General features: G+C 69.8%; 19 protein-coding genes. 9 read left to right on the top strand and 10 right to left on the bottom strand.

Going from position 1 to position 18,249, the window contains the following annotated elements; genetic code table 11:
• The first annotated feature begins 121 nt into the window (after positions 1–121).
• On the top strand, positions 122–598 hold the full coding sequence (locus ABZ928_RS14905) for a hypothetical protein (protein ID WP_361518246.1): 477 nt from the start codon (positions 122–124) through the stop codon (positions 596–598).
• 22 nt (positions 599–620) lie between these two features.
• On the opposite strand, the gene ABZ928_RS14900 is transcribed toward ABZ928_RS14905, so the two are convergent.
• Genes ABZ928_RS14900 through ABZ928_RS14890 form a run of 3 tightly spaced genes read right to left on the bottom strand, consistent with a single transcriptional unit; the run spans position 621 to position 2,958 of the window.
• Positions 621–1,397 (bottom strand): enoyl-CoA hydratase/isomerase family protein, encoded by a 777-nt coding sequence (locus ABZ928_RS14900; RefSeq protein ID WP_361518244.1) that lies wholly within the window; start codon positions 1,395–1,397, stop codon positions 621–623.
• Complete coding sequence (locus ABZ928_RS14895; protein WP_361518242.1) at positions 1,394–1,801, bottom strand: OB-fold domain-containing protein; 408 nt, start codon at positions 1,799–1,801, stop codon at positions 1,394–1,396. Before ABZ928_RS14895 ends, ABZ928_RS14900 begins: the two co-directional genes overlap by 4 nt.
• Positions 1,802–1,806: 5 nt before the next feature.
• The gene (locus tag ABZ928_RS14890) at positions 1,807–2,958 is read right to left on the bottom strand and encodes a lipid-transfer protein (RefSeq protein WP_361518240.1); all 1,152 of its coding nucleotides are present in this window, start codon (positions 2,956–2,958) and stop codon (positions 1,807–1,809) included.
• A 95-nt stretch (positions 2,959–3,053) separates the two neighbouring features.
• Between ABZ928_RS14890 and ABZ928_RS14885 the strand changes: the two genes are divergently transcribed.
• The gene (locus tag ABZ928_RS14885) at positions 3,054–4,667 is read left to right on the top strand and encodes a FadD3 family acyl-CoA ligase (protein ID WP_361518238.1); all 1,614 of its coding nucleotides are present in this window, start codon (positions 3,054–3,056) and stop codon (positions 4,665–4,667) included.
• Between the two features lie 40 nt (positions 4,668–4,707).
• Here ABZ928_RS14885 and ABZ928_RS14880 read toward each other — a convergent pair whose 3' ends face one another.
• From ABZ928_RS14880 to ABZ928_RS14865, 4 genes are all read right to left on the bottom strand, one after another.
• On the bottom strand, positions 4,708–5,160 hold the full coding sequence (locus ABZ928_RS14880) for a phospholipase (RefSeq protein WP_361518236.1): 453 nt from the start codon (positions 5,158–5,160) through the stop codon (positions 4,708–4,710).
• Positions 5,161–6,292: 1,132 nt separating this feature from the next.
• Positions 6,293–7,153 (bottom strand): hypothetical protein, encoded by an 861-nt coding sequence (locus tag ABZ928_RS14875; protein WP_361518234.1) that lies wholly within the window; start codon positions 7,151–7,153, stop codon positions 6,293–6,295.
• 172 nt (positions 7,154–7,325) lie between these two features.
• Complete coding sequence (locus ABZ928_RS14870; RefSeq protein ID WP_361518232.1) at positions 7,326–7,529, bottom strand: DUF397 domain-containing protein; 204 nt, start codon at positions 7,527–7,529, stop codon at positions 7,326–7,328.
• The gene (locus ABZ928_RS14865; RefSeq protein WP_361518230.1) at positions 7,510–8,361 is read right to left on the bottom strand and encodes a helix-turn-helix transcriptional regulator; all 852 of its coding nucleotides are present in this window, start codon (positions 8,359–8,361) and stop codon (positions 7,510–7,512) included. Before ABZ928_RS14865 ends, ABZ928_RS14870 begins: the two co-directional genes overlap by 20 nt.
• Before the next feature lie 165 nt (positions 8,362–8,526).
• On the opposite strand from ABZ928_RS14865, the gene ABZ928_RS14860 reads away from it, so the two are divergent.
• Genes ABZ928_RS14860 through ABZ928_RS14850 form a run of 3 tightly spaced genes read left to right on the top strand, consistent with a single transcriptional unit; the run spans position 8,527 to position 9,796 of the window.
• The gene (locus ABZ928_RS14860) at positions 8,527–9,069 is read left to right on the top strand and encodes an ATP-binding protein (RefSeq protein ID WP_361518228.1); all 543 of its coding nucleotides are present in this window, start codon (positions 8,527–8,529) and stop codon (positions 9,067–9,069) included.
• Positions 9,070–9,110: 41 nt separating this feature from the next.
• Positions 9,111–9,401: a hypothetical protein gene (locus ABZ928_RS14855; RefSeq protein ID WP_361518226.1), complete on the top strand. Its 291-nt coding sequence runs from the start codon at positions 9,111–9,113 to the stop codon at positions 9,399–9,401.
• Positions 9,401–9,796, top strand: a complete 396-nt coding sequence (locus tag ABZ928_RS14850; RefSeq protein ID WP_361518224.1) for a hypothetical protein — start codon at positions 9,401–9,403, stop codon at positions 9,794–9,796. The genes ABZ928_RS14855 and ABZ928_RS14850 overlap by 1 nt, the downstream gene beginning before the upstream one ends.
• 170 nt (positions 9,797–9,966) lie before the next feature.
• Here the strand turns inward: ABZ928_RS14850 and ABZ928_RS14845 are convergent, their stop codons facing one another.
• From ABZ928_RS14845 to ABZ928_RS14835, 3 genes are all read right to left on the bottom strand, one after another.
• Positions 9,967–10,104, bottom strand: a complete 138-nt coding sequence (locus ABZ928_RS14845) for a hypothetical protein (RefSeq protein WP_361518222.1) — start codon at positions 10,102–10,104, stop codon at positions 9,967–9,969.
• A gap of 191 nt (positions 10,105–10,295) precedes the next feature.
• Complete coding sequence (locus ABZ928_RS14840) at positions 10,296–10,487, bottom strand: hypothetical protein (protein ID WP_361518221.1); 192 nt, start codon at positions 10,485–10,487, stop codon at positions 10,296–10,298.
• 321 nt (positions 10,488–10,808) lie between these two features.
• Positions 10,809–13,766 carry a BTAD domain-containing putative transcriptional regulator gene (locus ABZ928_RS14835; protein WP_361518219.1) on the bottom strand — a complete coding sequence of 986 codons (2,958 nt, stop codon included), beginning with the start codon at positions 13,764–13,766 and terminating at the stop codon, positions 10,809–10,811.
• Positions 13,767–13,974: 208 nt separating this feature from the next.
• Between ABZ928_RS14835 and ABZ928_RS14830 the strand changes: the two genes are divergently transcribed.
• The 4 genes from ABZ928_RS14830 (at position 13,975) to ABZ928_RS14815 (ending at position 18,188) form a co-directional block, all read left to right on the top strand.
• Complete coding sequence (locus ABZ928_RS14830) at positions 13,975–15,255, top strand: amidohydrolase family protein (protein ID WP_361518218.1); 1,281 nt, start codon at positions 13,975–13,977, stop codon at positions 15,253–15,255.
• Positions 15,252–16,184 carry a TIGR03619 family F420-dependent LLM class oxidoreductase gene (locus tag ABZ928_RS14825; RefSeq protein ID WP_361518216.1) on the top strand — a complete coding sequence of 311 codons (933 nt, stop codon included), beginning with the start codon at positions 15,252–15,254 and terminating at the stop codon, positions 16,182–16,184. The genes ABZ928_RS14830 and ABZ928_RS14825 overlap by 4 nt, the downstream gene beginning before the upstream one ends.
• Before the next feature lie 11 nt (positions 16,185–16,195).
• The gene (locus tag ABZ928_RS14820; protein ID WP_361518215.1) at positions 16,196–16,966 is read left to right on the top strand and encodes an SDR family oxidoreductase; all 771 of its coding nucleotides are present in this window, start codon (positions 16,196–16,198) and stop codon (positions 16,964–16,966) included.
• A gap of 103 nt (positions 16,967–17,069) precedes the next feature.
• Positions 17,070–18,188 carry an LLM class flavin-dependent oxidoreductase gene (locus ABZ928_RS14815; protein ID WP_361518213.1) on the top strand — a complete coding sequence of 373 codons (1,119 nt, stop codon included), beginning with the start codon at positions 17,070–17,072 and terminating at the stop codon, positions 18,186–18,188.
• Positions 18,189–18,249 lie beyond the last annotated feature (61 nt).

Below are 18,249 nucleotides of genomic sequence, written 5' to 3'. Positions count from 1 at the left end.
TTCCCTGTACCTTCACCGCTCTCACACCAGACGCTACGCCCGAGGCGGGATGAGCGCCATGTGACGGCTGCTAACGTGACGTGTTCACGATCAAGCTTCTGAGTCACGGGGGATTTTCACAGTGAAGCTTCGCCATGCCCGCGCGGTGGCCGTCTTCGTCGGGGTGGTCTTCGCCCTCACCGGAGCCCGCCACTCGTCCGGCGGCGGCTGTATGGGCCACGACTCCAACTCCAGCGGTTCGTCGAGCAGTTCGACGGGCGGCAGCGGCAGCCACGACGATGACGACTCCGGCTCGGTCTCCGGCGGGGTCGAGCCCAGCTCCCTCGGCGAGGAGACGCGGGACCTGACCATCGCCGAGTGCAAGGTCGGCAACGGCACCCTCGTCGCCGATGTCCGCGCCACCAACAGCGGCGCGAGCGCGTCCAGTTACATGTTCCAGGTGGCCTTCAAGGACGCCTCCGGCACGACGGTCGCCACCGGCAGCAGCGGCATCTTCTCCCTCGCCGCGGGCGCGACCGACTCCGCCCAGGTCACGGCCGACGCCACGGTGACCGACGGCACATGCGAGCTGGTGAACCCGCAGCGCATCGCCGGATAGGGGGGCGCAGGACAGGGGTCGCTCAGCGCGTCCTGAACTCCGAGCGGCGGGCGGTGAACAGCTCCGCCTGCCGCTCCAGGGGCAGATTCCCGAGCGAGATGAGATGCGGGGCCTGCGCGAATCCGGCGGCGAGAGCGGCCTCCTTGCCCGCCCAGAGGGCCCGGACGGTGCCCTGCACCCCCTCGGCCGGATACCCGGCGATGACGGCGGCGAGCCGCACCGCCGTGTCCAACGCGGCGCCGGGCTCGGTGAGTTCGGAGACCAGCCCGATGTCGTGGGCCCGCCGGGCGGAGATCCGCTCTGCGGTCCCCATGAGCATCATCCGCGCGACCTCGCCGCAAGGCATCCGCTGCGCCATCAGCACCGACTCATAGGCGCTGACCATCCCGTACGTCGTATGCGGATCGAAGAAGACCGCCGTGGTGTCAGCGACGATGAACTCGCTCTCCCCGAGCAGATAGAAGGCCCCACCGCAGGCCATCCCCCGCACGGCCGCGATGACCGGCTTCCACAGGTCATTGGCCTTGGGCCCGACCCGAAGCAGCGGATCGTCGGCCATATAGGGCGAGTTGGGCTGAGGCACCTCGGCATCCCGGTCGAGCCCGGTGCAGAAGGCACGCTCACCGGATCCGGTGAGCACGACAGCCCGTACGGAGTCGTCGAACCGCAATTCACGCCACGCGTCCCTCAGTTCATCCCGCATCTCCAGATCGATGGCGTTGAGCCGGTGCGGCCGGTCGAGGGTGAGGACGGCGACACCGGAGTCCTTGTCGACGTCGATCCGCAGCCCCCCGCTCACGACAGCACCCACTGCGGAAGCCCCCGGTCGAAGGTGACACGCACCTTGGCCCCGATGCGGATGCGTTGCGGGTCAAGGGAGTTGAGAGGAGCCCCCGCCCCGGATACGACATTCCCGACCAGCCGTATCCGGGGATGCTCGGCGAGTTCGACGACGACGACGTTGTACGGCGCCTGCGCGGCGTAGTCGGGAAGCAGCGGCGGATGAGGAACGACGTAGGACCAGACGCGTCCGTGCCCGTCCGTCAGCAGCCACTCGCTCTCGAAGGACTGGCAGTAGGGGCAGCAGGGCCGGGGCGGGAAGCGAGGTTCGCCGCAGTCGGCGCAGGCCTGGACACGGAGCTCGCCCTGGGCGGCGTACTGCCAGAAGGGGGCGCCGTCGGGGTCGGTGACGGGGCTGAGCATGGGGATCAACTCCTCAGCAGGAGAGCGGAGGTGGGAACACCCTCACCGGCGGTGACCAGGCAGGTCGAGGCGCCGGGGACCTGGGCGGTACTGGTCCCGCGGAGCTGCTTGACGCCTTCGTTGATGAGGTTGAAGCCGTGCACGTACGCCTCACTGAGCCCACCGCCCCCGGTGTTCAGGGGCAGCCGCCCGCCGATCTCCAGCGCCCCCTGCTCGGTGAAGGCGCCGCCCTCGCCCCGCCCGCAGAAGCCGTACCCCTCCAGGGAGAGCGGGATGAGGGCGGTGAACGCGTCGTAGATCTGCGCGACATCCACGTCCTGGGGCGTGAAGTCGGCGTGCTTCCACAGATGCCGGGCGGCGGTCCAGGCGGGACCGGTGAGCGGGTCGTCGTTCCAGTAGTTGACCATGCCGTGGTGCTGGGCGGGGAGGCCTTGGGCGGCGGAGTGGATGTAGGCGGGGGTGGCGTTCCGGCAGTCGCGCGCCCTTTCCCTGCTGACCACGACACACGCCAACGCGCCGTCCGTCTCAAGGCAGTTGTCGAAGAGGCAGAGCGGCTCACTGATCCAGCGGGAGGTCATGTACATCTCGCGGGTGAGGGGCCGTTCGTACATCACGGCGGCCGGATTCTGATTGGCCCGGTTCCGGCAGGCGAGGGCGACGTTGAAGAGATGGTCCCGGGTGGCGCCGTACTCGTGCATGTACCGCCTGGTCAGCATGGCGATCTCGTCGACGGGCCGGAGAAGCCCGAAGGGCCGGGTCCACTGGGCGGGCGTGGGGAGTTGGGCTGTGGTGTTCCGCCAGGGCCGGGGCCCGGACCCGCGCTTCCGCGACCGCCAGGCGACGCCGACGGTGGCCTGCCCGGCGGCGATGGCGGCGGCGAGATGGGCGACGGTGGCGCACGAACCGCCGCCGCCGTACCCGACCTTGCTGAAGAAGGTGAGATCACCGAACCCGACGGCCTTAGCGAGCTCCACCTCGTCGGTCTCCTCCATGGTGAAGGAGGCGAGGGCGTCGACCTCGCCCGGGGCGATCCCGGCGTCGTCGAGAGCGGCGAGAACGGCACGGCAGGCGAGGGTGCGTTCGTCCTCGGGGAGTTGCTTGGCGAAGGCGGTCTGTCCTATCCCGACGATCGCGGTGGCGTCCTTGATCCCGGCCATGCGCGCACACCTCCACCATGCTGAAGGGCTGCTGACAGGCCGTCAGGGTACAGCTAATCTGACGGGTAGTCAGCTCCGGGGTTGGGAGGCGTGCGATGCGCGGTGATCTGGAGTGGGGCGGCATTCCGGGACTCGTCCGGGCCGCGGTGGAGCGGTACCCGGACGTCGAGGCGGTGGTGGAGGGCCGTACGCGGGTGTCGTACGCCGAGTTGGGCGCCCGCGTCGAGCGCGCGGCGGCGGCCTGTCTCGCGAACGGTGTCGAGCCCGGCGACCGGGTCGCGATCTGGGCGCCGAACAGCCTCGACTGGATCGTGGCCGCGCTCGGCGCGGTGTCGGCGGGCGCGGTCCTCGTCCCCCTGAACACCCGCTTCAAGGGCACGGAGGCGGCGGACGTGCTCCGGCGCAGCGGGGCGCGGCTGCTGTTCGTGACGGGGACGTTCCTGGGGACGTCGTACGTGGCCTCGCTGCGGCGGGCGGTGGGAGAGGGGCTGCCGGCACTGGGAGGCTCCCTGGAACAGGTGGTGGTCCTCTCCGACGACGCCCCGGCGGAGTACCGCACCTGGAAGGACTTCCTGGCGAGCGGTGAGGGGGTGGGGGCGGCGCAGGTGCGTGAGCGGGCGGCCGGGGTCGACGGTTCCCACCCCTCGGACATCGTCTTCACGTCCGGTACGACGGGCCGGCCCAAGGGCGCGGTGATCACGCACGCGCAGACCCTGCGGGCATACGAGATCTGGAGCGACCTGGCAGGCCTGCGGCAGGGCGACCGCTATCTGATCGTGAACCCCTTCTTCCACACCTTCGGCTACAAGGCGGGCGTGATCGCCTGCCTGATGCGGGGTGCGACGATGATCCCCCAGCCGGTCTTCACCACCGACACCGTCCTGGCCAACATCGCCGCGGAACGGGTGTCGGTCCTCCCGGGCCCGCCGACCCTGCACCAGTCACTGCTGGACCACCCGGCGAGAGGGGCCTACGACCTCTCGGCGCTCCGCCTGGTGGTGACGGGAGCGGCGGTGGTGCCCCTGCAACTGGTCGAGCGCCTACGGCACGAACTGGGCGTGGAGACGGTCCTGACGGCGTATGGCCTCTCCGAGGCCACCGGAATGGTCACGATGTGCCGCCGGGGCGACGACCCGAAGGTGATCGCGTCGACCTCGGGCCGGGCGATCCCGGGCACGGAGGTGAGGGTGGCGGACGCGTCGGGCGAGGCGGCCGCCCCGGGCGCCCCCGGCGAGGTCCTCGTCCGGGGCTTCAACGTCATGCGGGGCTACTACGAGGACGAGAAGGCGACGGCGGAGGTCCTGAGCCCGGACGGCTGGCTGCGCACGGGAGACGTGGGCGTCCTCGATCCGGCCGGCAACCTCTGTATCACCGACCGCCTGAAGGACATGTACATCGTCGGCGGCTTCAACGCGTACCCGGCGGAGATAGAGCAACTCCTCGGCCTGCACCCGGACGTGGCCGACGTGGCGGTGATCGGCGTCCCGGATCCACGGCTGGGGGAGGTCGGAAAGGCGTACGTGGTGAGGCGCACCGGAGCGCTGACGACCGCGGACGACCTGATCGCGTGGGCCCGCAGGGAGATGGCGAACTACAAGGTGCCGAGGGCGGTGGAGTTCGTGGGGGAGCTGCCTCGGAACGCGAGCGGAAAGGTGGTGAAGGGGGAGTTGCGCTCGGGGCTGCGGGGAGGGGACGCCGGCCGGGTGTGACCGGCGCCCCGGATCGCGCACGTGCGGTGGGCGGTGTGGATCAGCCGAGGGCGCGCACGGCCTGGTAGTACGTCCAGGCGGTGCTCGTGCAACTGGTCTTGGTGAGACCGCTGTAGTTGTTGCAGACGCGCTTGAGGTCTTCGTAGAAGGCGCTGTCGAGCCGGGACTTGTTGGCGTCGAAGGCACCGATGGCCTTGTAGTTCCGGTACCCGAAGTCGTGCCGGGCGCAGGACGTGGAGAACGGGAACCCGAAGGGGTTGTCCGGCGACGAGGAACAGTAGTCGGTGGACCAGTCGAACCCGTACGCCGACCAGGCGCCCTGGTTGGCCCGGGCCGCGGCCCAGAGGTCATAGCTCGACGAACTGGTCTGGGTCCAGGAGGAGAGAACCTGGGGCTTGTCAGCGGGAGCGGCCCCGGCACTCGTCGCCGTACCGACGACGGTGACCAGAGCCAGGGTTGACGTTGCGAGTGCGGTGCCGAGTCTGCGGTGCATCCCACACCTCCATGAGGCTGCCACCCGCCCATCGGGCAACAGGTACATGCCAAAGGAAGCGCAGCGCACTGGTAGGAGACTCGGCCTCCGCTGGACCTGGGTGGGGCGGGGCGGGGCGGCCCGGGGTAGTCGGTGCTCGGTTGAAGGCACCTGATGTGAACGGCCGTTGGCTGCGTTGCCGTGGGGCCGCCCGCTTCTTTGTCAGTGTCGTGATTCCGCGACCCGAGTAAAGGGCGCTCCCTGCGGTCGCGTCGGCTGCGCCGATTCCGCTTCGCTCCACCCTTGACTCGGCTCACGGAACCACGGGGGAGAAGCGTGCGAGCGGCCCTGGGGGATGGGTGGCCCGCTGGGTGGGTGTGCGGTGCGGTGGGTGGGGTTGCGGGCCGGGGCTGGACGGTGCGCGGTTGCGTCTCGCCTGCACGCCGGGCTGGCTTAGCGTCCTGCGGCCGGCGGGTGGTACGCGGTCGCGTCTCGCCTGCACGCCGGGTCGGCTCAGCGACTGACCGCCGGTGGGGTGGCAGGTGGATCAGGGAGTGAATGGCAGATTTGTCTCATGGGCGGGATGGAAATGCCCCAGGTGGGCGGTGCCGGGGGTGGGACAGATCTGCCAATCACTCCCTGAAGAGAGCCCGAAGGCCCCGACCGGCTCCCCGCGCACGATTCGTAGCGGCCGGCTCATGCGCCCCACCACCCCACCGGCGGTCAGACGCCAATCCCACCCGGCGTGCTGGCGAGGCGCGACCGCGCCGCCCCAGCCTCCCACCGGCCGCTCGCCGCTATGCCAACCCGGCGTGCCGCCGTGAAGCGTGACCGCGCGCCCCAGCCTCCCACCGGCGGTCAGACGCCAATCCCACCCGGCGTGCTGGCGAGGCGCGACCGCGCCCCCCCAACCCCGGCCCACAGCCCAACTCACCGCACAGCCGCCCCACCTGGGCCACCCATCCCTCAGGGCCGCCCGCTCGCTTCTAACCCGTGGTTCCGTGAGCCGAGTCAAGGGTGGAGCGAAGCGGAATCGGCGCAGCCGACGCGCAGCGCCCTTTACTCGGCTCACGGAATCACGACACTGACAAAGAAGCGGGCGGTCCCACGGCAACGCAGCAACAGAGGCCGCCTGCACTCGCCTCGCGTGAGGTCAGGAACCGAGCCTCTTCGTCGGCTCCCCGGCAGACGGCCTTGCCGCAGCCAGCGCTGACTTGATCTGCTGGATCAGCTGGGCGGGGCGCTGGTGGACGTCCGCGGTGGTGAAGCGCAGCACCCCACGAATCTCCGGACACCACAGCACCTCATTGAACCGGGCCACATCCCGCCGATGTGCCTCACGGCTGCCGTGATAGGCGTATCCCTCGATCTCAACCGCCAGCCCCGCCTGCCGGAAGAGGAAGTCGACGTACCGTCGCCGGCCATCAGGCAACCGGAGTTCGGCTTGGGGTTCGGGCCGGAGCCCGGCGTCGAGCATCAGCAGGCGAGCGAGGGTCTCTGGCGGGGACCCGGCACGAGGGTCGGCGAGGCTCAGCCACTGCCGGGCGCGGACGCCCCCGCGGAGTCCGGGTTCGAGGTCGAGGGCGAAGGAGAGGGCGGTACGGGTGGTGAGCGCGGGCCGGCGTACCCCGTCGACGGTGCGGCGCCCCAGGGCGGACTCGACGGCGACGAGCGCGTCGTTTCTCGGACCGGTGCGCAGGAGGTCCGCGAGGGTGCGGGGCACGTCCGTCACGCGGAGCCCCCGCCGGTCCGTGACCTCGTCCTCGGTGAGAACGGCCCGGTGCACCCGTACGTCCGCACTGCCCTGCCGGATGCTGAGCCCAGGGTCGATGAACTCAAGGACCGCCGGAGTGCGCGGCCCGAGGGTCTCGATGCCCCACAGCCGGGCAGCCAACCCATGACTCACGACAAGCCGCGGCTGCGACAACTGCACGGCCTTCGCCCGCACCCGGAGATCGATCCCCCGCCCGGGCTCCACCCAGACCCCGCTCCGAACCCGGGTCCACCCCTCCACCCCGAGCCTCCGTAACAGAGTCATCCGGGGCCAACCGGCCGCCACCGCCCGCGAGGTGAGCAGCAGGCCCCCTTCAGCGAGAGTTCGCAACTCCTTGTGTTCCACATCGCGACAGTCTCAGGAGGCTCGGACATCACGCCTTCGCCTGTGGATAACCCAGCGGAGCGAACGCTCAGCGCGCGACCGCCGTCACGAACGCCGACCAGGCGGCCGGGCGGACGAGAAGTGCGGGCTGCTCCGAGCCCAGCTTCGAGTCGCGGACGTGGACCACGTCGGGGAGGCCGTCGGCTACCTCGACGCAGTCGCCGCCGCTTCCGTTGCTGTAGCTACTCTTGCGCCAGCTGGCGGTGCTCAAGTCACGCTCGTTGCTTGCCATTTCGGTAGTCCTCTGCTGCCTGTTCGATCATGGCCAGGGACGCCTCTGGTGGCAGTGCCGCGGCCCTGAGGAGATCGTACGACCTGCGGTAGTCCTTCACGAGGGCTGGATAGTCGATGAGTTGGCCGCTGTGCAGCCCCTCCGTGTACACCACGGGCGGCTGGTCAGGGAAGGTCATGACCTTGATCATGCCCATCATGAGGGGGTGGGCTGCCGCTGTTTCCGGAAGGATCTGTAAAACGCTCTGCGTGGAACGGACCACATGTGTGATGTGCTCCAGCTGCGCAGCCATCTCCTCCGGTGGTACCAGCGGGTTGCGGATCAGCGACTCGTGCAGGACGGCCCAGAACGCCGGGCGGTTGTCTCGCTCCCAGAGCTTCGCCCGCTCCTTACGAGCCTTGACCTGCTTCTCCACGACTTCGGGCCGCAGCCACGGCAGCGAGATGTGCACCACTGCCCGCGCATACGCCTCCGTCTGCAACAGCCCCGGCACCAACATCGGCGCCCAGTCCTCGATCGTCTCCGCATGCCGCTCCATCTCCGCCACATCCGCGAAGTACTCCGCATGCCCCGACTGCTTCGCCTTCCGCGCGTCTTCACAGCGCCGCTCGAAAAACCCGTCCGTGCCCAGCACCTTGTCCACATGCCGGGCCAGATCCAGCGGCATACGCCGCTCCCCGCGCTCGATCTGGCTCAGGAACGGGACGCCACGGAAGCTTCCCTCCGCCAGCTGCTCCAGGGTCAGGCCCTCCTGCTCCCTCCGATAGCGCAACTCGGCGCCGTAGAAGGAGGGGACGTTCGCCGAGGCGTCGGGGTCCTTGCGTGGGGGCACGACTCATCACCGCCGTTTGCGAGTTGTGTTTGCGCAATCGAAGTCCCTTTCACGGTACGCACCATCACGCCACTGTGTGAGTGATTAGTCACAGAGAGCACAGGAAGGCGCCGCCTCATGCACGACCGCCAACCCCCCACTGCCGCCGTCGATATCGATCATTGCGTGGGCGACCTCCGAGCCGCCCTCGCCTCCCACGGCATCACGCTCCCTTCCCTGCGCCCCGATCTGCCGACCTTCGCGGGCACCTACGAACCCCCGGCAGGCCTGATCGCGCTCGGCAACTGCAATGCCGCGACGGCACGCAAGCTCGCGGCTGCCCTGCGGGGGAGCGGACGCATTCTGCTGGACCTCGATCTCCCCGCCACCCTCGGAGCGGTGCCGGACCTGCGTCGTACCCTGCGCCGGTGCCTTGGCGAGCCAAGCGCAGACGTGCAACTCTGCGTCACCGAGCTCGTCGGCAACGTCATCCGGCACGTGGGAGAGGGGACGCCCGTCCGGGTGCGGGTGGCACGTGTGGAGGGCGGTCGGGTCCGCGTCGAGGTTGCCGATCCCGACGCCCGCGCCCTCCCCGTACTCCTGCACGCCACGGGCGACGACGAAGCCGGGCGTGGGCTCGCTCTCCTCGATGCGATGGCGTTGCGGTGGGGCGTGGAGCAGGGGGTGGCGGGCAAGGCGGTGTGGTGCGAGCTTGCGGAGGCGAAGTGAGTGCCGGGCTGACCGCGGCGGATGTAGGTATGGTGAGTGGTATGGCAACCAAGAAGTACACCGTGACGCTGCCGGAAGAACTCGCCGAGGAGATCCGTTCCGAAGTCGGGGCCGGTAACTTCAGCGCGTACGTCACGAGGGCCATAGAGCGTCAGCGGGAGCAGGACAGGCTCGGTGAGCTGGTGGCGTGGATGCAGGAAGAAGGCGGACCGCTGACCGAGGCCGAGATGGCGGAGGCAGGGGCGGAGCTGCGCGATCACGAGCGCTACTTCGCCGAGCGGGACAGGCCCGCTGACGCGGGCGGCGACTCAAACCTTCCCCTGGCGGGCTGATGACTGTCGACGCCTTCGTGCTGGACTGCGAAGCCCTGTCCCGAGCGGCCCGACGTGAACGGAAGATGACTACAAGGCTCACGCAGGCCCACCGCTCGGGCATCCGGGTCGTCACCAGCTCCATGACCCTGATCGAGGCCTACAACGGGCAGGTGCAGCATGCCGCCTGGACGTGGGCGATGTCCCGGGTCGTCGTGGAGCCGGTCACGCGGGATGTCGCGGAGCGGGCGATCGGGCTGCTACGGGACACGGGGCTGCACGGTCACAAGTACGCGATCGACGCGGTTCTTGCGGTGATCGCCTGGGGACTGGGTGGGAACATTGTGCTCTACACGTCCGACGAGGACGACATGACGAAGCTGTGCGGCGAGGGGGTTCGGGTCGTCGCTTTGTGACGGTGACTGCGAAGCGCGGGCCGCCTCCGTGGGTGCAGGGCAGGAAGTGCTCGACGGGAGCGGCGATCTAAGCAGTCCGTCGGCGAAAGGGGACGGCGTGCTGCCGCTGGGGTGACACGACGATGGGGCCGAGCCCGTGCTCGGCCCCATCGTGCTGTGATCTGGGGGAGTTACTTCGAGACGCTGGTGATGTGCGTGTCGTTCGGCGTGACCGTGATGTGAGTGTCGGCAGACGCCGAGGCTGCGGCACCGCCCACCGCGGCGACGGCAATGGCTACGGTGACGAGGACCTTCTTGGCGCGTGTCATCCCAACTCCTTTGGCGATAGAAGTGATCTTCGTACGCCGGTGGCCTCAGTGAGACAGGGGCGAATGTTCAAGCGGTTCCAACGGACATGGCATCCGTACTGACCGACCTGAACCGCCTCCGGACACACATCGGCCGCGGCGGCTCCCCCTCCGCGCCGCCGCGGCCGAACCCCGTGTGGGAAAAGGTCTGGTCAGACGGGCTCGTCCGTGGCGTGGACGTTGTCCGTCGTGGCCTCGCCGGTGTCCTCGCTCAGCTTGAGCGGGTCGGACGTGGCGTGGACGTTCTTGATGGTGACGGGCTCGGTGGTGGCGTGGACGTTGTCTGTCGTCGCGGTCGGCTCGTCCGTGGCGTGGACGTTGTCGGTGCTGGTCTCGTCGCTCATGTCGCTGGGCTCCCCTGGCAGTGTGGTGCGATGAATGGGCAGGATCCGCCCGGCAATTCCCCCGAGGACTGCCGGGCGGATCCGCTGGGCCGGTTCACCTTAGATGTCCGGCCCGATGTCGCTCCGTCTGCCCCCCGACGCGACGGCTCGACACAGTTCAGACTGCCGGGCGGCGATAAACGAATGATGAACGCGCGTTTCCGCCGGTCAGAGTGGCCCCCATTCAGGCATCCTCACCCAGCCCAGCCCAGCCCAGCCCAGCCCAGCCCAGCCCAGCCCAGCCCAGCCCAGCCCAGCCCAGCCCAGCCCACGCTGACCGCGTCACGCAACCGCCGTCGGATTCAACAGCGCCCGCACTCCATCAGCCTCAGCCGACCCCAACCCCTCGAAAATCTCCAGCGCTTCACGCCAGCACACCTGCGCCCGGCCCAACTGCCCGATCCCGTTGAGGGCCTGCCCGAGGACCGTGAGGACGTTGCCGTGCCGCCATTCCCCGCCGATGCCGCGCAGCAGGGACAGGGCTGACTCGGCGTTCGCGGCGGCCTGCGCGGGGCGCCGGGCCGCGAGGTCGAGTTCGGCGAGCCGGAAGAGGGTCATGCCCTCCCAGAGGCGCTGGCGGCTGTCGCGGAACACCTGAAGGGCCTGCTGGAGGCACTCGGTCGCCTCGGTGAGCCTGCCGCTCTGGGTGAGGGCGAGGCCCAGCGCGTACCGGCCGTTGGCGCCCTTGAAGGCGTGGGCCATGTCGTCGTACATCGCCGTGCCCTGCTGGGCCAGTTCGACCGCGCTCTCCGTCCGCCCGGTGGCGAGGTGGATGCGGGACAAGTTGCACAGGGCGCTCGCCTCGCCGGGCCGGTCGCCGAGGGCTCGGAAGCTCTCGATGGCGTGGGTGAAGTACGCCATGCCCTCGTCGTGCCGGTTCTGGTACAGCGCGATCACGCCGCCGATGTTGGAGGCCCAGCAGCCGGTGAGCGGGTCGGTGGCCTCGCGGGCCAACTCGGCCGCTCGCTCGGCCTCTTGGAAGGCTACGTCGAAACGGCTGCCCGAGTGCTGATGCACGAAGGCGAGCGCCGTCGAGGCGCGGCCCTCCGTGCGGGTGTCCCCGGACTCCTGCGCCACGTCCCGGAGAAGGGAGGCGACTGTCTCGTACTCCTTGGAGTTGGCGCCCGACTCCGCCAGATCGACGGCGGCCCACAGGAGGTCGACGGCACGCCGCAGCGAACTGGGCTGTGCGGACTGGCGTACGCAGGCCAGCAGGGGGATCGCCTCGGAGTACAGCCAGTCCCGCGCCTGATGGCGATCCGCGAAGGCAAGCCCCGGGTACGCGGCGTCCTCCAGGTGGTCCACCAGCCGGTCACCCGGCCGTTCGATGAGATAGACCCCGCCCGCGGTCGCCAGATAGAAGTCCAGCAACCGCGACAACGCCGCCCCCCGCTCACTGGGCGGCCACTCGTCCCTCTCCGCGCAGGCCCGCGCATAGAGCCGCACCAGATCATGGAACCGATACCGACCGGGCGCCGCCGACTCCAGCAGCGAGGTGTCCACCAGGGACTCCAGGACGTCCTCGGTGTCCTCCACGCCCAGGTCCAGCACCGCGGCCGCGGCGGCGAGCGAGATGTCCGGCCCGTCGGCCAGGCCCAGGAGCCGGAAGGCGCGTGCCTGGGCGGGCTCCAGCTGGCCGTAGCCGAGTTCGAAGGTGGCCTTCACCGCGAGGTCGCCCGCCTGGAGCTCGTCCAGTCGCCGGCGTTCGTCCGCGAGCTTCGCCGCCAGGACCGAGACCGTCCACGTGCGACGAGCCGCGAGCCTCGACGCCGCGATGCGGATCGCCAGCGGCAGGAAGCCGCACGCCGCCACCACGTCCAGGGCCGCCTCGCGTTCCGAACCCACCCTCTCCTCGCCGACGATCTTCGTGAACAGGGACAGGGCCTCGTCCGGGGACATCACGTCCAGGTCGACCAGGTGGGCGCCGGCCAGGTCGACCATCCGCACCCGCGAGGTCACCAGCGCCGCGCAGCCCTCCGTGCCCGGCAGCAGCGGACGGACCTGGGCCGCGTCCCTCGCGTTGTCCAGCAGGACCAGCACCCGGCGGCCGTCCAGTACCGAGCGGTACAGGGCGGCCCGTTCCTCCAGGGAGTCCGGGATCGCCGAGTCCGGCGTGCCCAGCGCCCGCAGGAAGGAGCCCAGTACCGTCTCGGGCTCCGCCGCCCTCGAACCCGCGCCCTGGAGATCGACGTACAACTGGCCGTCCGGGAAGGCCGATCGGGCCTGGTGGGCTACATGTACAGCCAACGTCGTCTTTCCCACCCCGCCGATGCCCGCGAGCGCCGAGACCGCCATCACGCGGCCCTCCGCGGACGCCAGCACCTCGCCCAGCTCGGTCACGAAGGCCGACCGCCCTGTGAAGTCCGGGACTGTCGCCGGGAGTTGGGCCGGGCGGACCGGTATCGCGGCCGGTTCCGCCACCGGGGCTGACGGTTCCGCCAAACCCGGGTCCGCCTGGAGGATCCTCTGTTGCAGGTCCCGTAGCCCCGGGCGGGGGTCTACTCCCAACTCGTCTGCCAAGAGCCGCCGCGTGTCCGCGTAAACCGCCAGCGCCTCCGCCTGGCGTCCGCTGCGGTACAGCGCCAGCATCAGCAGCTCGCGCAGCCGTTCCCGGAGGGGGTGCGCGGCGGTCAGGGCCGTCAGTTCCGACACCGCCTCCGCGTGGCAGCCCTGCTCCAGGTCCATGTCGAGGCGGGATTCCAGGAGTTGGAGGCGCCATTCCTCCAGCCGTACCCGCTGCGAGGCGGCGTACGGGCCCGGTACGCCGGCCAGGACCTCGCCGTCCCAGAGGGCCAGGGCGCGGCCCAGCAGGTCGCGGGCGTGGCACAGGTCGCCGGTGCCGCGCGCCTTCTCCGCCTGCGTTGCCAGCTCCTGTGCCGCCGCCAGGTCCAGGGCGCCCTCGCCGAGGCCCCGCACCGCGTAGCCGCCCGACTCGCTGACCAGGACGCCGGGGTCCAGCACCTTCCGGAGCCGTGACGCGTACGTCCGGAGGGCCGCGAGGGCCTGGGGCGGGGACTCCTCGCCCCACAGGGCGTCGATCAGCTCGGCCGCCGTGGCCGTACGGCCCTCCCGCAGCAACAGGGCGGCCAGCAGCGCGCGTTGCTGGGGGGAGCCGGTGGGCAGGGACTCCTCGCCGCGCCAGGCGCGCACGGGTCCGAGCACGCTGAAGCGCAGCGGCTGTACGGACTCCGTCGAGGAGCCGGAACGCCGCTGCTCAGGCACTCGCGGTACACCGTCCATCGCCGTCCCCCTAGACACAGTGAGCAACCCCGCCAGTTTGCCTTGTTCATGGCAGATGCGTCAGCTGTGGAGAGGCTGATCACAGGTAGGCGCGCGGTATGTCACAAGGTCTGCACGCGCTCTTCGCACACTTCCGCACACAAAGCCCCATACGCGGTCACTGCCGCCGTAGCTGACGGGTCGTCAGATCGGCGCTACCGTGAGCGCCATGACCGAGACCACGGACAGCCCCGAGACCACGGGCGGCACAGACACCTCCACCCCCGCCCCCTCCTTTCCGTTGATCATCTCCGTCGACGACCACACCGTGGAGCCGGCGGACGTCTGGCAGAACCGGCTTCCGAAGAAGTACCTGGACACCGGGCCCCGCATAGTCCGCGCGCCGCTCAAGGAAATGACCTTCCTCGGCGGGCGGTTCAAGCCCGTGATGGGCACCCCCGGCACCGCAGAGGGCCCCATCGGCGACTGGTGGGTCTACGAGGACCTGCACCGGCCCCTCACCCGCCTCGACACCGCCGTCGGCTACAGCAGGGACGAGATCAAGCTTGAGGTCATCACGTACGAGCAGATGCGGCAGGGGTCGTACGACGTCCCGTCCCGCCTCGCCGACATGGACGTCAACCACGTCCAGTCCGCCCTCTGTTTCCCCACCTTCCCCCGCTTCTGCGGGCAGACCTTCACCGAGGCGGGCGACCGCGAGCTGGGCCTGCTGTGCGTCCAGGCCTACAACGACTGGATGGTGGAGGAGTGGTGCGGGCCGGAGGCCGAAGGGCGGCTCATACCCCTCACCCTCATTCCCCTCTGGGACGCCTCACTCGCCGCCGCGGAGGTGCGCCGCAACGCCGCGCGCGGCGTCCGGGCCGTCGCCTTCTCCGAGATACCCCCGCACCTGGGCCTGCCCTCCGTCCACACCGACGACTGGGACCCCTTCCTCGCCGCGTGCGACGAGACCGGCACCGTCATCGCCATGCACATCGGCTCGTCCAGCCGGATGCCCTCCACCTCCGCCGACGCCCCGCCCGCCGTCGGCTCCACCATCACCTTCGCCAACTGCTGCTTCTCGATGGTCGACTGGCTGATGAGCGGCAAGTTCGAGCGCTTCCCGAACCTCAAGGTGATGTACGCCGAGGGCCAGATCGGGTGGATCCCGTACATCCTCGAACGCGCCGACGTGGTGTGGGAGGAGAACCGGGGCTGGGGCGGAGTCGCCGACAAGGTGCACCGGCCGCCGTCCGAGATCTTCGCCGAGCATGTCTACGGCTGCTTCTTCGACGACGCGTTCGGGCTCCGCAACCTCGACGCGATCGGCGTCGGCAACGTCCTCTACGAGACCGACTACCCGCACTCCGACTCCACTTGGCCGAAGTCGAGGGAGGTCGGCGAGGCCCAGATGGGCCACCTCGCCCCCGACCTCGTCGAGCGGATCGTCCGCGGCAACGCCATCGACCTCCTCGGGCTCACCCCCGACGGCCTGTGGAGCGGCGCATGACGCACACGGACAAGAGGCGCATGGAGTACGGCATCCAGCTCCCCGTCCAGTCCCAGAGCACGATCTACGCCGAACCCTGGGAGGCCGGCGCCGGTCCCGACGACCTCCTCGCCGTGGCCCGCACCGCCGACGGCGCCGGCTTCGCCTACATCGCGACCTGCGACCACGTCGCCATCCCGCGTCGCCTCGCCCCCGCGATGAGCACGGTCTGGTACGACCCCGTCGCCACCCTCGCCTACCTCGCCGCCGCGACCGAGCGCGTACGGCTGCTCAGTCACGTCGCGGTCGTCGGCCTCCGCCATCCCCTCCTCACCGCCAAGCAGTACGCCACGCTCGACCGTCTCAGCGGCGGGCGGCTGATTCTCGGGGTCGGGGCCGGGCATGTGCCGGAGGAGTTCGAGGCGTTGGGGGTCGACTTCCGGCAGCGGGGCGCGGTGCTCGACGAGTGCCTCGACGCGCTCACCGCCGCCCTCGGGCCCGAGGAGTTCCCCGAACACCACGGCAAGCTCTACGACTTCGAGGGGCTCGGCCAGCGTCCCCGCCCCGCCCAGCCCCGCGTACCCCTCTGGGTCGGCGGCTCCTCGCCCGCCGCGGTCCGCCGGGCGGCGCTCAAGGGGGACGGCTGGCTGCCGCAGGGAGATCCGAGGGACCGGCTGCCCGCGCAGATCGCCCGCATCCGCGAACTGCGTCAGGACAGGGAAGGCCCCTTCACCGTCGGCGCCATCGCCGAGCCCCTCTACATCGGACAGCCCTCCTGGGACGTCGGCCGCCGCACCCTCACCGGCGGCGCCGACCAACTCGCCGCGTCCCTGCGGGCGTACGGCGAGATGGGCGTCGATCAGCTCCAGGTTCGCTTCCGCAGCCGCGGCCGCAGCGAACTCACCGACCAGATGGCGGCCTTCGGAACCGAAGTGGCGCCCCACCTCTGAGGAGATGCCGGATGGGCAAGCTGGACGGACGCGTCGTCATCGTCACCGGTGCGGCGCGCGGACAGGGGGAGCAGGAGGCGCGGCTGTTCAGGGAGGAGGGGGCGGAGGTCGTCCTCGCCGATGTCCTCGATGAGCAAGGGGAGTCGCTCGCACGGGAGATCGGGGCGCGGTACGTCCATCTCGACGTCGGCGACGAGGAGCAGTGGCGGGACGCGGTGCGCGTCGTCAAGAACGCCTTCGGCCGCGTCGACGGCCTCGTCAACAACGCCGGCATCCTGCGCTTCAACTCCGTCGTCGACACGCCCCTCGACGAGTTCATGCAGGTCGTCCGGGTCAACCAGGTCGGCTGCTTCCTCGGCATCAAGACCGTGGCGCCGGTGATGGAGGACGGCGGCACCATCGTCAACACCGCCTCCTACACGGGTGTGACCGGCATGGCCGCCGTCGGCAGCTACGCCGCCAGCAAGCACGCCGTCCTCGGCCTCACCCGGGTCGCCGCCCTGGAACTCGCCGGCCGGCGCATCCGCGTCAACGCCCTGTGCCCCGGCGCCATCGACACCGCGATGTCCAACCCGGCCCAACTGGACCCCGGGGCGGACGCGGAGGGGATGAGCCGGGCCATCGACCAGCTGTACCGCAAGCTCGTGCCGCTCGGGCGGATCGGCCGGCCGGACGAGGTGGCGCGGCTCGCGCTCTTCCTGACGTGCGAGGACTCGTCGTACATCACCGGGCAGCCGTTCGTGATCGACGGGGGATGGCTGGCGGGGGTCAGTGTCTTCTGACGGGTCGTCAGGTAGTGACCCGTCGGGTATTGACCTTTCTGACGGTACGTCAGAAAGTCGTAGCACTCAGCAGACCCAACTGGACTTGGGACGGTGAACCGCCTTGGAATTCGGGCTCTTTGTACAGGGATACGTCGGCAAGCGCGCCGAGACCGATCCGCTCGCGGAGCACAAGGCGCTGATGGAGGAGACCGAGTACGTCATCCAGGCGGACAAGTCCGGGTTCAAGTACGCCTGGGCCTCCGAGCACCACTTCCTGGAGGAGTACTCCCACCTCTCCGCGAACGACGTCTTCCTGGGGTACCTCGCGCACGCGACGGAACGGATCCATCTCGGGTCCGGGATCTTCAACCCGCTCGCCCAGGTCAACCACCCCGTGAAGGTCGCCGAGAAGGTCGCCATGCTCGACCATCTCTCCGAAGGACGCTTCGAGTTCGGGAGCGGGCGGGGGGCCGGGTCGCACGAGATCCTCGGGTTCATACCCGGCGTGACCGACATGAACTACACCAAGGAGATCTGGGAAGAGACCATCGCCGAGTTCCCCAAGATGTGGCTCCAGGACGAGTACGTCGGCTTCCAGGGCAAGCACTGGCAGTTGCCGCCGCGGAAGGTCCTGCCGAAGCCGTACGGGAAGTCGCACCCCGCGATGTGGTACGCCGCCGGGTCGCCGCCGTCGTACTCCATGGCGGCGAAGAAGGGGCTCGGGGTGCTCGGGTTCAGCATCCAGAAGGTGTCCGACATGGAGTGGGTGCTGGAGCAGTACAAGACGGCGATCGTGAACGCCGAGCCGGTCGGGGACTTCGTCAACGACAACGTCATGGTGACGACGACGGCCATCTGCGCGCCCACGCACGCCGAGGCGATCGAGATCGCCGTCAACGGGGGGCTGCACTATCTGCCCTCGCTGGTGTTCCGGTACCACGACACGTTCCCGCGGCCCGAGGGGTTCCCCGAGTGGCCCGAGACGCTGCCGGAGTACACGCCGGAGTTCGTCGAACTGCTCATCGAGGAAGAGCTGTTGATCTGCGGGGACCCCGATGAGGTGGTCCGGCAGTGCAAGCGGTGGGAGCAGGCCGGGGCGGATCAGCTGAGCTTCGGGCTGCCGGTGGGGGTGCCGAAGGAGGAGACGTTGCAGACGATCCGGCTGATCGGGGAGCACGTGATTCCGAAGATCGACACGGATCCGGTGCATCGGACGTCCCGGTTCCGGGCGGCCTCTTGAGCGCCGTTGCGGTGTGCGGGTGCGTGGGGGCTGGTCGCGCTCACGCGGCGGTAGCCGCAAA

The sequence above is a fragment of the Streptomyces sp. NPDC046909 genome, assembly GCF_040644695.1.
Lineage (GTDB): Bacteria > Actinomycetota > Actinomycetes > Streptomycetales > Streptomycetaceae > Streptomyces.
Note: the sequence above shows the minus strand (reverse complement) of the source record. Positions and strands in the feature narration are given on the sequence as shown.